Source organism: Amycolatopsis sp. Hca4, from assembly GCF_013364075.1.
Classification (GTDB): domain Bacteria; phylum Actinomycetota; class Actinomycetes; order Mycobacteriales; family Pseudonocardiaceae; genus Amycolatopsis.
On sequence record NZ_CP054925.1, the window covers coordinates 10,277,754 to 10,291,454 of the forward strand.

At 72.3% G+C, this 13,701-nt stretch carries 9 protein-coding genes; all 9 read right to left on the reverse strand.

The genetic code is table 11. The features are described from left to right. Positions 1–3 precede the first annotated feature (3 nt). Positions 4–501, reverse strand: a complete 498-nt coding sequence (locus HUT10_RS46525) for a MerR family transcriptional regulator (protein ID WP_176177047.1) — start codon at positions 499–501, stop codon at positions 4–6. A gap of 10 nt (positions 502–511) precedes the next feature. Then, positions 512–1,372, reverse strand: a complete 861-nt coding sequence (locus tag HUT10_RS46530; protein ID WP_176177048.1) for an SDR family NAD(P)-dependent oxidoreductase — start codon at positions 1,370–1,372, stop codon at positions 512–514. Between the two features lie 39 nt (positions 1,373–1,411). After that, positions 1,412–4,741, reverse strand: a complete 3,330-nt coding sequence (locus HUT10_RS46535; protein WP_176177049.1) for a polymorphic toxin type 4 domain-containing protein — start codon at positions 4,739–4,741, stop codon at positions 1,412–1,414. Positions 4,742–4,759: 18 nt separating this feature from the next. Further along, positions 4,760–6,700: a hypothetical protein gene (locus tag HUT10_RS46540; RefSeq protein WP_176177050.1), complete on the reverse strand. Its 1,941-nt coding sequence runs from the start codon at positions 6,698–6,700 to the stop codon at positions 4,760–4,762. 4 nt (positions 6,701–6,704) lie between these two features. Beyond that, positions 6,705–7,919: an Ig-like domain-containing protein gene (locus HUT10_RS46545; RefSeq protein ID WP_176177051.1), complete on the reverse strand. Its 1,215-nt coding sequence runs from the start codon at positions 7,917–7,919 to the stop codon at positions 6,705–6,707. A gap of 86 nt (positions 7,920–8,005) precedes the next feature. Further along, the gene (locus HUT10_RS46550; RefSeq protein ID WP_176177052.1) at positions 8,006–8,677 is read right to left on the reverse strand and encodes a hypothetical protein; all 672 of its coding nucleotides are present in this window, start codon (positions 8,675–8,677) and stop codon (positions 8,006–8,008) included. Between the two features lie 18 nt (positions 8,678–8,695). Continuing rightward, positions 8,696–9,289: a hypothetical protein gene (locus tag HUT10_RS46555; protein WP_176177053.1), complete on the reverse strand. Its 594-nt coding sequence runs from the start codon at positions 9,287–9,289 to the stop codon at positions 8,696–8,698. Further along, positions 9,282–12,404: a LamG domain-containing protein gene (locus HUT10_RS46560; protein ID WP_176177054.1), complete on the reverse strand. Its 3,123-nt coding sequence runs from the start codon at positions 12,402–12,404 to the stop codon at positions 9,282–9,284. Before HUT10_RS46560 ends, HUT10_RS46555 begins: the two co-directional genes overlap by 8 nt. Further along, on the reverse strand, positions 12,401–13,699 hold the full coding sequence (locus HUT10_RS46565) for a baseplate J/gp47 family protein (protein WP_176177055.1): 1,299 nt from the start codon (positions 13,697–13,699) through the stop codon (positions 12,401–12,403). The genes HUT10_RS46560 and HUT10_RS46565 overlap by 4 nt, the downstream gene beginning before the upstream one ends. Positions 13,700–13,701 lie beyond the last annotated feature (2 nt).

Here is a 13,701-nt window from a genome sequence, read left to right on the forward strand (position 1 = left end):
CCGCTAGGGCCGCTCCGGACCGGGTGGCGTGCGCGTCACCTCCGGCCCGGTCGAACCGCCGTACGTGGCGATCTTGTACTCGGTCGCGGCGAGGGACAGCGTCAGCTCGCGGATGCGCCGCCGGATGGTGTCGCGGTGCTCGACGAGCATGTCGAGCCGCTCGGGCACGGTGCCCGCCCCGGCGTCGACGAGCCCGATGTAGTGCTGCAGGTCGCGCATCGGCATCCCGGACAGCCGCATCCGGGTCAGGAACACCAGGCGCCGCACCGCATCTTCGTCGTAGACGCGGTATCCGCTGCGGTCGCGGCCGACCTCGACGAGCCCGGCGCGTTCGTAGTAGCGGAGGGTGTGCGGCGAGATGTCGAGCATGTCGGCGACCTCGGCGATGGTCATCGGCTCGGTCATCCCGCCCACGTCGGTGAGCCGGTGGATCGCCTCGACCGACACGTCGTCTTCGCCCAGCATCGCCAGCGCCCTGGTCAGCAGTTCGTCCGTGGCCATGCCGTCCAGCCTAGATCGGCCGCGACGAGGGCGGGACGTCGGCGAAATCGGCGCTGCGGGCGGTTTCGGCCCACCGCTCGACGCCGTCGAGGTCGCGCCGGTAGGCCCGGGTGAGCCGCTCGACGGCCTCGCTGCCCAGCGGCAGCCGCAGCGGCACGTCGTCGCCGCGCACGACGGACACGATGATGTCCGCGGCCCGGACCGGGTCGCCTTCCTGGCGGCCGTCGGCGCCGGCCATGTCCGCGCGCACTCGCGCGAGCACGTCGCGGTAGGTCTCGGACGGCTCGGCGAACTCCAGCACGTCGGCCTCGTTGAACCCGGTGCGGAACCGGCTCGGTTCGACGAGCACGACCCGGATCCCGAACCCGGCGACCTCGCCCGCCAGTGCCTCCGACCAGCCTTCGAGGGCGAACTTCGACGCCGAATACGCGGACACGCCGGGGAAGGACTGCCGTCCGCCCTGGCTGCTCATCTGCACGATCGTCCCCGTCCCGCGCTCGCGCATGGCGGGCAGCGCCGCGCGGACCAGGGCGGCCGGGCCGAACAGGTGCAGGTCCATCAGCTCCCGCAGCTGCGCGTCGCCGATTTCTTCGACGGCGCCGACCACCGCGCGGCCGGCGTTGTTGACCAGGACGTCGAGCTGCCCGAAGTGGCCGATGGTGTCCTTAACCAGGTCCGCGGCCGCGGTGGTGTCGCGGGCGTCGAACTTCACGACCAGGCAGCGGTCCGGGTACGCGGCCTCCAGGTCGAACACGCGCTCGGGCCGCCGCACGGCGGTCACCACGTTGTCGCCCGCCGCGAGCGCCGCTTCCGCCAGGGCGCGCCCGAGGCCGCGGGTCGCGCCGGTGATGATCCAGGTCTGTGTCGTCATGGCGGCGACGCTAAGGCTTCGAGCGCGCTCGAAGGCAAGTCAGTAGGCGAAGCGGGCGTCCGTGGTGAGCTGCGGCGGGATCGGGAACCGGGTGGCCATCGCCCGGCCGGTCGACGTCGGGGCGAACCGCAACGCGCCCGCCGTCACCACCGGGTGTTCGGCCGAACTGCTGACCACGATCGAATACGAGGCCACCTCCTCGGCCCCGGCCTGGTCGACCCGCACCAGGCGGTAGTCGATGGTGGCCAGCCGCAACGTGTCCGGGTGGGGTCTGACCTTGGTGAACACCCGGAACGTCTCACCCGGGTGGGCGCCGGCGGCGACCGTCCGCAGGTACGCCTCTATGCCCTCGTTCTGCAGCCGCTGGTTGACGAATTCCGGGGCGTAGAAGATGCCGTACGGGCTCTCGAAGCCGGTTCCCTGGCCCAGGGTGTGCGCCCGCTCGTAGGACGGGCCCGACGGCAGGTTGCCGTGCTGGCCCGCGGAATACATGCCGCGTTCCATCCCGGCCCGTCCCAGCGAACCGCCGAGCGTCGACTCGTGCCGGACGGGACCGCCGGCGGCGGTTCGCCAGACCCGGGTGCCGTCGGGGAACTCGAGTACCACCGGCGGGTCGGGGACGACCGGGGCCACGGTTTCGAAGAAGTTCGGGGCGGCCTCGTCCAGGGACACCTCGACGATCCGCCCGCCGCGCGGTGCCACGCTGACCGAGTCGATCTCGCGAAGCCGCGACAGCCGCGCGGTCAGCTCGTCCCAGCGCGCGAGGTCCGCCGGGTTCGGCCGCCCCGCGGCGGCGGCGATCCGCTGCTCCACTGTGGACAGTTCGCGGTCGAGCACGGGCCGGTTCGCCAGCACGGACTCGTACGCCGCGCGGACGTTCCCGGTGGCGACCGCGCGCAGCCGTCCCTCGACCTCGGCCAGCGTCCAGGCCGGGTTGGCGCCCCAGGAATCGACGACGGCGGACAGCTGCTCTTCGGACAGGCCCAGTTCGGTGCCGAGCGTGCGGATCCGGCGCCCGGCGGTACCGGCCTGCTCGAAGGCCGCGCGCAGCCGGATCAGTTCCCCGGCGCTCAGCTCGCCCTCGGCGAGGAGCCGGGCGGCCCGCAGCCGCAGGACGAACCGGTCGAGCGACACGATGCCCTGCCGGATCCCGTAGTACGCCGCCCGGACCATCGGGCCGATGCCCCGCACGCCGCCGATGGCCGAGTTCACCCCGCCGGCGGCCGCGGCCAGGTCCCGCAGCGCCGCGTCCAGGCCGACGGCGCCGCGGAACTGGGCCACGATGCCCGCGGCGAGCCGCTCGGAGATCCCGGCGGCCTTGAGGTCCGCGGCCAGCCGGGCCGCGTCGCCGGTGGTCTTGGCCAGCCGCAGCGCCGGCTCCGCCGGGCGGATTGCCGCGGCCGCCCCGGCCAGGTCGATCCCGGCACCGGCGACGGCGACCAGCACCCAGCCGAACCACGGGTCATCCTGCACCAGCCCGGCCAGGTGGGCGCCGTGCCCGCGGCGGTACTCCTGGTAGGCCTCCACCGCCTGCCAGGCGCCGAGCCCGAACACCGCCAGCGCGCCGAGCAGGGCCACCGTCCCGGTGCCGGCCGTGGCCACGCTGATCGCGAGCGTCACCACCGCCAGCACGATCGCCGTCACGCTCTTGCGGGCCTGCCGCGACTTGAGCCGGTCCTCGACGATCCGGAAGTAGAGGGTCCCTTCCCGGATGTCCTGCAGCCTCAGCGAGAGTTCGTGCAGCGGCGGCAGGTCGTAGCCGAACGCCCGGTCCGCCTTGAGCTCGGCGCTGGTGGCGGCGACGCCGTTGCGGTGCCGGGTGACGTAGGTCCGGACCACGCGCAGGACCTCGGCCGCACTCGCCGCCTGGGCCAGCGCGGCCCGGTCGAAGCCCTCCTCGGCCGCCAGCGGGCCGGCCGCCGCGGCGGTGACCAGCTCGTCGGCGGCGGCTTGCGCCTGAGCGGCCTCCGCGGCCAGCCGGGTCTTCCGTGCGTAGTCGTCGCCGAGGTAGCGGTGCAGCTCGGGATCGGGGCCGATGGCCCGGGCGGTGCCGGCCTTCTCCTCGGCCTCGGCGTACAGCGCCTTGGCCCGGGTACCGGCCAGCGCCGCGACCAGCCGGTCGGCGGCACCGGGGGCTTCGAGCCGTTGCTGTTCGAGGCTGAGGAGGCGGTCATAGCCGTCCAGCAGCTCCAACCCGATGAGCACGGTCTTGTCCTCGAAGGCCGCGAGGAAGTCGGAGACGAGCCCCTCGAACGCGGCGGGCGAGGCGAGCCCGTGCTTCGCCAGCGCCGCCCGGAATTCGGCGTCGATCGCGTGCGCGCGGGTCTCGTCGACCGCCGCGTACGTGCCCGACATGCCGCCGACGGCCCGCCAAACCTTGTACAGCTCGTACAGCCCGTCCATCTCGAACAGCGCGGTCTTCGCGCTTTCCACGGTGACGCCCGCCTCGCGGAACCGGGCCACCTGGGCGAGATACCGGTCAACCGACGCCTCGAACCGGCGCCAGTCGGTCGTGTGCGCGTCGACCTTGGCGGGGTACCCGGCCAGCTCGGCGTCGGTGAGCCCGGCTAGCTTGTGCGCCAGCCGGAGCACGGCGGCGTAGTCGGCCGGCCCGGCAGCGCGCGGTGCCCCTTCGGTGAACAGGAAATCGCGGATCCGCGGCGGCAGCGCGTCGATCTCCCGCCGTTCCCGGAGCAGCTCGTCGCGGACGCCCAGCCAGTACGCCGCCAGTTCCCTGTCCTCCTGGCCGCTGCCGAGCTGACCGGTCCGGCCGGTGGCGGCCCGGAACCGGCGGTCCGCCTCGGCGTTCAGCTCGTCGCGCTGTCCGGCGCCCAACACGGCCAGCGCCTGCTCGTTCGCCGCCTGCTGGGCGGCGTGGGCGAGGCGCAGGCTGTGGTCGACGACGTGCAGCACTTTGTACCGCCGCGCCAGATCGGCGTCGGTGACCTCGGGCGGCGTCCCTGTCCAATGCCAGTGCTCCGCGTCGAGCAGCCGGGCGGCCTCGGCGCCGGCCACGTGCCGGTACTGCCGGACGAATTCCCGGAGCAGCTCGGCACTGTCCAGCCGCCGGTCCAGCCGCACCCGGAACGGGAACGACCGGCTACGCAGCGGCACCCCGACCGGACGCCCGCCGTCGTCGTAGCTGGGCGTCGCGTACGCGCTACCGTCGGCGGTCACCCGCAGGCCGGCGAACGGCTCCCGGGCCGGCGGCCGGCCCGGGGTGGCCGTGACCGTGCTGCCGGTGAGTCCGACCGGGTGGACCGCCCGCGCCACCGCGTCCAGCACGACGGCGGTCAGCCGCTCCCGCTCCGGCGCCGGCAGGTCGTCGGCGGTGGTGACCGCCGACGGCAGGTGGTAGTGCTTCCGCACGGCTCTCGCCTTTCTTCGTCAGTGCGCACGCGGTGGCAGGGTGCCGGGCGGCTTGATCCGTTCCCGGCCTTCCTGCAGTTCGAAGTGCATCGGGTCGGCGCCGCCGAACTGCCAGGTCGCGCCGGGCACGAACCCGCTGTGCGCCATTTCCTCGAAGAACTGCAGGTCGAACCCGTCCTTCGGGTTGAAGAAGCCCGCCTCCAGCAACCGGAGCAGCGGCGGGTTGTCGGCCGGGGCGATGCTGCGCAGATCACCGGTGGTGAGCGCTTCGAACGTCCCGATGCCCGCCGAGGTCGACAGGTCGGGGTGGGCGAGTTCTTCGCGCAGCTCGGTGACCTCGGTGATCCACTTCCAGGCGGGCCGCAGCGCCGGGACGTCGGAGGTCGCCAGCTCCGCCTTCAGCCGATCGCGGGTGGCGGCGGCCGAGTCGCGTACGCGTTTCGCGTAAATCTCTTCGCGCAGCGCGGTCTCGGCCTCTTGCCGCCTGGCCGCGGCGTCCCGGATGGCTTCCACGGGTGCCGGGGTCCAGTCACGCCCGACCGGGCGGGTTTTCGCGATCGCGGCGTCACGCCGTCGCACCGCGGCGGCGGTCGCGGTCTTGGCGCGTTGCTCGTCCTGCTGTGCCAGCTGCAGTCTCTTCTCGGCGTGCTGCAGATCGGCCCGGATTTCGGCGGGCGGGCGCAGCTTGTCCATTCCGGGGTGCTTGGCGAGCGACGCCTTGACTTCGGAGTCGAGCGCGGTGATCCACTCGGTGACCAGCGGCGGGATCTCTTCGAGAATGGCCTTCCGCCGCTCCTGGAGACTCGCCGGCGTCTGCTTGCCGCGCTGTGCCGCGATTTCACGCAGCACGTCGAGATACCGTTTGCGGACGTCCAGCAGTTTCGTCCGGTGGGCGGGGGACAACGTGCCGATGAAGCCGAGCGAACCCCGTTGCATCTGGTGGAACTGCTGTTCGAAGAGCTGGAAGACCCGTTTCGCCACGGGATCCTGGTCGTCGGCGGCGAGTGTTGTCGTGTCCGCGGCCAGGCGCTGTCCCATCGCCTTGACGATGCCCGGCCAGTCGTTGCCCATGTCCATGTGGGCGCCGCGGGGGTCGATGGCCGCGGCGATCTGGTGGGGGTCGAAGCGGCGGGTGCCGGAACTCTGGAAGCCGATCTTGGGGTTCTCCGCGGCGGCGATGTCGAGGGCGTAGCCGAGGGCGTGGATCATGAAACCCGGGGTCTGGATCTCGCCTTCCTCGAAATGGCGCAACTGGAACCCGCCATAGATCTTGGGATGCTTCGGGAGCAGGTTCAGGACGCGTTCCAGCCGGTCCGCGGCATCGCGGTGCAAGACGACGTCGACCTCGGGATTGTCCTGGGTAGCCGGACGTTTCACCTCGGTGAAGTTCCGGAAGTGGTCGAGGAGGTCCTCCCACGTCGAGAAGTACAAGCGCATCCGGATGAAGAACTGGAGGTGGTGGTCGGCCATCGCGTCCGCCCCCTCCGGCGGGTGCTGCCGGTCGACCTCCTGCCGCACCAACGGCGACAGGCTCGCGAACACCGCTTCCACCGCTTCCCGGGAGCCGAAGATGTCGAGGGCGAGCGCACGCACCGCGGCCTCGTTGTCCGCCGCGGACCGCGTGGGATCGACCAGGTTCGGACCGGCGGAACGCACGCGGAGCGCTTCCGCTTCGTTGGCGCTCAGATCCGGCAACGCCGGCACGGCGACCGGGTCGCCGGCGAGCTGGAAGGACGGGACGGCGTAGCCGTCGGCACCCTGCCGGCCGGGGTCGTACCGCTCCCGCACCTCCGTGGTGGCGCCTCCCGGGTCGCCGTGCCGCTCGGCGAGCACGCGCTCGGCCTCGGCCACCCGGGCGGACACCGCCCGGGTCAGCGCCTGGCCCACCGCCGCCAGCTGGTCGTCGGTCGGCACTCCGACGATCCGGACGGTGATCGGGACGTGGCAGTCGATGCGCACCGGCTCACGTCGCGACGTAGGTGAGCTGGATGGTGGCCAGGCTGACGTCGGTGGTCTGGCTCAAGACCGTGACGTAGTGGCGGAACGATCCGTCGACCGTGGCGACCGCGTCGGGCACGGGCACCGTGTGGTCGAACGGACTGGCTTCCGGCGAGTCGAGCCGGATCTCGGCCAGCTCTTCCGGGGGCAGGTTCTGGTCGAGGAGGGAGGACCGGAACAGCCGGATGACGAACAAGGCCGGCGGACCGGGGTAGAACCCGATGGCCCGGAAGTTCCGGAGCGCGACCGGTTCCGGCAGCGACAGGTGCATGATCGCCTGCGCGCCCGCCACCGCCGGGCGCGCCATCCCGGTGTCGTCGTAGCTCCACTCACCGGCGGGCAGGGACACGAGGTCGAGGCCGGGGGTGAGCCGCTGCTCGCCGAGCACGACGCCGGGGAACTTGAGCGCGGTGTTGATCCGGCCGACCACGGTGGACAGCTGGCTCAGGTCGCTGTCGATCGCGTCGTAGCGCACGTTGAAGCCGTTGGGGCCGCCCGCCTCGATGCGATCGACGTTGTTGATCCAGTCGGTGTGGCGGAACGTCGGTGTGAAGGTGATGTCGCCGGTCGGTGGGGGTGGCGGCGGGGGCGGCGGGGTGTTGAGGCGCACGGTGACGGTCGTCGACGCCGTCCCTTCGTTGCCGAAGGCGTCGGTGGCGATCACGACGACGGTGTGCTGGCCCGTGCCGAAGCCGACGTTGGCCTTCGACCAGGTGACCTGGGCCGGGTCGCCGGTGACCGAGTCCATGTTCTGGCGGGCCCCGCCGTCGATCGTGAACTGCACGCCGGTGACGCCCGCGTCGTCCAGCGCACGGCCGGAGAGCAGCGGCACGCGGAACGGCAGCTGCTGGACGGTCACGTCGTTCTGGAACGGGTCGATGACGACCTGCGGCCCGGTCTGCTCCACCACCACCTGGCGCGTGTCGATCACGTCGTATCCGCCGGGCTGGTCACCGCTGCTGCTGAGGGCCAGGATGCTCGCGTCGAAACTCAGGGTCACCACGTCGCCGTGCCGGACACCGGCCGGGATGGATCCGGTGGCGGACCAGGTGCCGTTCCCGATGGTCGCGGCGACCTTGGGGAACCGGTTGGCACCGAAGTCGACCAGGATCTGCAGTATGGAGAACTGATCGTGGCCTTGGTTGTCCACCGTGCCGTCGTCGAAATAGGTGCCCGTCACGGTGAAAGTCCGGCCGACACTGCTGCCGGGTGCCGGGCTCGAAAAGGCAACACCAATCATGGCTGTCTCCGATGTCCTTGGCCTGCTCAGGCGGGCACGAGCGTGAGTTGGATCGTCTCGATCGACATCAAGGTCGTCAGCTGCACGGCGTCGGGCATCTCGAACCGGGCCGTGAGGAAGTAGCGGAAGCCGTCCGGATCGATCCCGGCGGCCGCCTCCGTGACCGTCGCGAGCGCGTCGAAGGTGGTGGTGAGCGTGGCCCCGACGTTGAACGCGGCCACCTGCTCGACGACCGGCGGACCGGGCGTGAGCTGAAGCGGACTGCGTGACAGGACCACGTCCGCGAAGGCCTCCCCGATGTCGTCGGGAACGAAAATGCCCTTCACCCTCATCGCGGCCAGCTGGAACCGGCCGGGCAGCGTCAGGTTCATGACCCCGAAGTAGACGCCGCCGATCGCGTTCGTCCTGGCCACCGCCGTGCCGTCGGCTTCGGTCGCCCACGGCTTGCCGGCCTGCGGAGCTTTCCGGAACACCGGGGTGCAGCTCAGCAGCCGGTTCTGGCGCCGCGGTGGTGGCGGCGCCTGGAACTGCTGGACCTCCGCGCCGGTCTGTTTGACCACTGTGGACAGTTGCTGGAGATCGGCGCCGATGGCGTTGAACCGCGTGTTGAACCCGTTCGGGCCGTCGGCCTCGACGCGGTCGATCTTGTCCACCCACGGGGTGTGGTGGAAGGTCGGGGTGAAACTCACGTGTGCCACCGGTGTTCCTCTTTCCGTTCAGTCGAGGGAGTAGGTGAGCTGGAAGGCGCCGACCGACACGAACGCGTCGGCCGGGGTGACCGGCACGGTGGCCTGGATGAGAAAGCGCGAGGTGGCCGCGGCGGTTTTCGGCACCGACGGATCGATGAGCACCACCCGGTTGTACGGCGTCGCGTTGCCGGTCACGGTGGCGAGCACCTGCGGTGTGCTGCTGCCGATCTGGACGCGGGACAGCGAGATCGACACCGACGCGCCCCTCGCCAGCCCGAACGCCCGGAACGACAGCAGGGTGGCGCCGTTCGGCAGGACGACGTTCAGCAGCCCGGAAGCACTCGAACCCGGCACCACCGTGGCCGTCCCGTCGCTGCCGATCAGCCACGGGGTGGCCCCTTCCGGCGGCACCAGCGTGGGCGGCAGGGTGAGCCGCTGCCGCGAACCCGCGTGGCTCAGCACGTCGTCGACCTCGGCGACGACCGCGGACAGCTGCGCCAGATCCGTCTCGATCGCGGCGAACCGGGCGTTGAAACCGTTCGGCTCGGCGGCCCGGACGCGGTCGACGTCGTCCACCCAGTCCGTGTGGTGGAAGGTTTGCGTGAAGCTGATGTCAGCCATCGGCCGGCCCTCTCGCCTGGCGCGGCAGGGGGCCGCGGACCCGGAACTTCGGGTAGGTGAAGTCGGGGTTGACCTGCGACAGGTCACCCTGCAGCTCGACCACGTGCGCGCGGATCGCGGCGGTGTCGACCTCGACGCCGACCGGGTGCAGCACGTTCAGGATGTTCATGATCAGGTCGAACCGGTCCTTGGTGATCACCGTCGCCGGGGTGTCCAGGTCCGCACGCGGCCGGACCCGGAACGTGTACGGTGTCGGCTCGCCGCCGACCAGGTAGCCCGCCTGCACCCACGCCGTCCCGGCGGAACCGGCGTGCAGCGTGCTGGTGGGCTGGGTGGTGGACGTGAGCGTGATCGCGGCGTTGTCGAACGTGCCCGACGCCCAGCCCAGCCTCGGCCCCGCACCGGGCACCTGCCCGGTGACCCCGGCGTCGTGCAGGGCCGCCGTCGTCGGTTTCGCGGTGAGGTCCACGGTGTCGCCCTCCTCCAGCTCGATGACCGCGCCCCGCTCGATCCCTTCCGGACCGCGCACCTGGACGAGCTGCCCGGGTGCCTGGGTGACCACGAGGTCGGTGCCCTGGTGTTCGAGGTGGCCGAAGCCGACCGCGAACGCGGGCCCGGCCAGCCCGCTCGGCGTCAGCACGCTGTGCCGCAGGAGGAGCTGCCTGCCCTGCCGCGACGCCGGCGTGACCGGGGACGGCAGCGACACGCTCAGCCTGCCGCCGGTCCCGCGCCGGGCCAGCTCGGCCAGCAGCGCGTCCAGCAGCTCGGCGACGGCGGGTTGCACCTTGTGCGCGGCGTCCGAGCCGTAGTCGACGCGAGGATCGTCGTGGTCGGCCAGGAACGCCGGATCGAAGAAAGCCTCCGGTCTGTCCACGACGGACGAATCGACGCCGGTCGTGCCGTCCGCGGTGATCTTGCCGCCCTCGGCCAGTCCGGTGAGGCCGACGCGCAGGGACCGGGTCGCCGAGACGGTGTGCCGGCCGCGGACCACATCGACCTTGACGATCAGCCGTCCGGCGGCGGTGGCTTCGAGCGAAGCAGTCCGGTGCGGCGACCCGGGATTGCCCGCGGGGGTGAGCGTCGCGCGCCCGCCGCCGTCGGCGGGTACGACCAGCCACCGCAGGAAGGCGTCCACCGGCGGCGCGGGACGCAGTGACAGCGTCGCGGTCGCGCCCACGTCCAGGTCGGTCGGCCCGGTGCCGGCCGGGGTGAGTTCGATCGCGAAGTAGTCACCGGGGGCGGTGGCCGCGTACACCCGCCCGGCACCGGCACGGAAAGCGACGAAGTCGAAGCCGGCCCGGTGGGCCAGCGCGGCCAGCCTGCCGAGCGGGAGCGAGCTGTGGCCGAGCAGCACGGCCCGGCCGGTGGCCCGCAGGTCGGCCGCGCGGGGGTCGTACGCCGAGCTGATCAGCAGCCGTCCCGGCGGCGCCGTGGCGGCACCGGCGAGGGCGAACAGCCGGTCGAGGCACTGGGCGACGCCGATCTGGACCAGGTGCGGGTCGGGCGGACGTTCACCGGGCTCCAGCGCGCGCACCGGCGGCGGGTCGAAGTCCACGTCCTCGTTGTCGTAGCGGAGCAGGAGGGCCGGGTCGAAGGTGTCCTCCTCGGCGGCACTGCCCACCACGGTCGCCTCGGCCACTCCGCGGCGACCGGCCGCGTCGATGCTTTCCCCGGGCAGCAGGACCTTCGGCCGGATGTGCACCAGGCGCGTCCCGCGGACCAGCGTCGCGTTCGTGTCGTCGACCACGAGCGTGCCCTCGGCTTCCGGGTCGCTGCCGATCGGGCCGGCCAGCTCGTTGAGCACCGCGGCGAGGTTGGCCGGGGTGGGCAGGGTCCAGCGGCGGAACAGCGCCAGCCGGCGGCGGTAGTGCTCGTCGTCCTCGCCGAGTGCCGGCGAGAAGTCGGCCCGCGCCGTCGAGCTGATCCGCACCTCGTCGACCACGCCGCGGAATCCGCCACCGGCGGCGCCGATCAGCAGATCCGCCGTGGTCACGACCGCGCCGAGCGGGAACCGGAACCGGAAGTCCTTCACCACCCCGTCGACGAACAGGCTGACGTGGCCGGTGAGCCGGTCGAAGCCCGCGGCGAGGTGGGTGAACCGGTCCGTCGGCAGGCTGACCTCCGCGCACAGGTCGATGACAGTGGTGCCGTCGCTGATCACGAACCGCACGTTGCGGTCCAGCCCGTCGAAGCGGCCGACCCGCAGCACCCAGCCCGGCCCGTCCCCGTCCGGCGCCGGACGCCGGCTCAGCACCGGTCCGTCGGCGTCCGGATCGGGGCGGACGAAGCATTCGACGGTGAACCCGTCTTCGGCGCCGATGTCGAACGCCGCGGTGGTCCGGATCCGGACGGCGGCTCCCGGCTCGCGGAACCCCATCGCCTGGCCGTACCGCCCGGCGACCCCGAGCTGGACCGTTCCGGCGAGTTCGCCGGGGAATCCGGCCCGGCCGGGGAACCCGGCGGTGAGGTCGGCCACCGGCGGGACGGCCCCCGCCGCGTCGCCGAGGTGGTAGAGCGCGACCGTTTCCGCGTCGAACCCGTAAGGTTGCGGTGGGAAGCGCGGCACGCCGAGGTCGTGCCCGATCAGGTCGAGGCTCAGCCCGGCCGCGCTCGGCAGGTGCCGTTGCGCGAACGTCCGGACCGCGTGCCCGCGCAGCTGGTCCCGTTCGGCGCCCACCGCCCACAGCAGCTTCGCCGTGTTGCCCAGCAGGACGGTCAAGGTCCAGCAGAGTTCGGGCCGGTTGTCGAACGGTGCCGTGCCCATCGTCAGCAGGGTCAGCCGGGCGGTCGCCGACACCGGGGCCTCGAGGAGGAACGACGTGCCGGCCACCGACCCCGCCGGCACGGTCACGACGGTGAACCCCGACGGTGCACCGGGCTCGTCGTAGTCCAGCCGGACCGTGGTGTCGACGTCGATGTCCCGGGCCGTGGCCAGCACGTACCTCGGCTGCGGGGCCGCGTCGAAGCGGGCCGTGTGGTCGGTGAAGTCGTAAGTGTCCACACTGGCCTGGGAACTCGTGAACAGGCTCAGGCCCAGGGGAAGCGTGTCCGCGCCGCGTTCGAACGGTGCGGTCAGCCGGCGGCCCATCCGCCTCGCCGCGATCGGCCCGGTCATCGGATCACCAGCGTCACGTCGAGGGTGTCGCCGTCGGCCACGAAGGTCGCGAGCTCGGTCGGGCCCATGGCCAGGTTCTCCCCGACCGCGGCCTCGGCGACCACCCGCTGGAACGGGACGTCGCCGAAGGTGATCCGGCCGAACGCGGCGGGGGAGCGGCGCAGGTGCAGGTTCTGCACGTCCAGCACCCCCGGCTGTTCGACGAACGCCCGGACCACCTGGGAGTACAGGACGTCCCCGCCGAGCCGCAGCGCGCCGATGTCGGCCGCCAGCCGGCGGCGGATCGACGAGAGCAGGGCCGTGCCGTCCGAACCGGACGCGATCACCGCGGTCGCCCGCACCCCGACCTCGATGTGGTCGGCCTCGACGACGTTCGCGTGGATGCCGATCGGGCGCACCGCGTCCACCGCGGTGGTGACCCGCTCGAAGATGCCCTCCACCGGGCCGACGGTGTGCCACTTCTGGAGCGGGTCGTGCGCCACCACGACCGTGAAGAAGTACGGCTCACCCACCCGGCGTTCGCTGCTGAACGCGCGCTGGTCGAAGTTGAACAGGTCGAACAGGCTCTGGGAGACGTCGACGCCGCCCAGCGGGTCGGACAGCACGACGTCCACGACGCCGTCGACGCCCAGTGCCGCCTGCGCCACCGCGTCGACGGTCCAGAGGTTGCGGGCCAGCCCGAGCAGCCGGTTGCGGTAGGACTCGTCCGGCTCGCGCCCGGTGCCGCCGGTCGTCGCGGCCCGGTTGGTCACGGTGAACCGCGCGGTGCCGGTGAGGAACTGGGCCTGGAACGCCGGATCGACGGCCGTGATGGCACCGGCGTCGACGTCTCCGTCCGGGCCGCGGCCGAACGCCACCACGTCGACGTCCGCGGTGCGGGTGGCGGTGTCGAGCGTGACCGGCGCGACCGTCCCGAACGCCCGGACCGGTTCGCCGGTCACCACGACGGTGCCCTCCGGCAGCACGTGCCGCTCTCCGGCTGCCGGGTTGTCCAGCGTGATCCGGACCGTGCCGGTGCTCGCCAGCTGACGGCGGGCCACCCCGACGTCCTCGCCGAGCTGGTCCAGCGCGTCGCCGGTCGCGGTGGACATGAAGTTGCCGAAGTACAGGTCCTCCAGCCGTTTCCACAGCTCGCCGTCCTCGGCCGCGGTGGTCTCCAGTATCTTGCGCAGCGCGCTGGTGGTGGTCAGGTCCGCGCCGGGGAAGACGGACCTGGCCCGCTCGATCGCCTCGTCGAGCAGCACGTCGACGGGCTTGAGCACGAACCCGCTGGGGGTCACCCCGAAATCGGTCACGA

Bases quoted from the DNA above. Each gene is read 5' to 3' on its own strand.
- HUT10_RS46525 (WP_176177047.1), bottom strand. From the start codon at position 501: ATGGCCACGGACGAACTGCTGACCAGGGCGCTGGCGATGCTGGGCGAA.
- HUT10_RS46530 (WP_176177048.1), bottom strand. From the start codon at position 1,372: ATGACGACACAGACCTGGATCATCACCGGCGCGACCCGCGGCCTCGGG.
- HUT10_RS46555 (WP_176177053.1), bottom strand. From the start codon at position 9,289: ATGGCTGACATCAGCTTCACGCAAACCTTCCACCACACGGACTGGGTG.
- HUT10_RS46560 (WP_176177054.1), bottom strand. From the start codon at position 12,404: ATGACCGGGCCGATCGCGGCGAGGCGGATGGGCCGCCGGCTGACCGCA.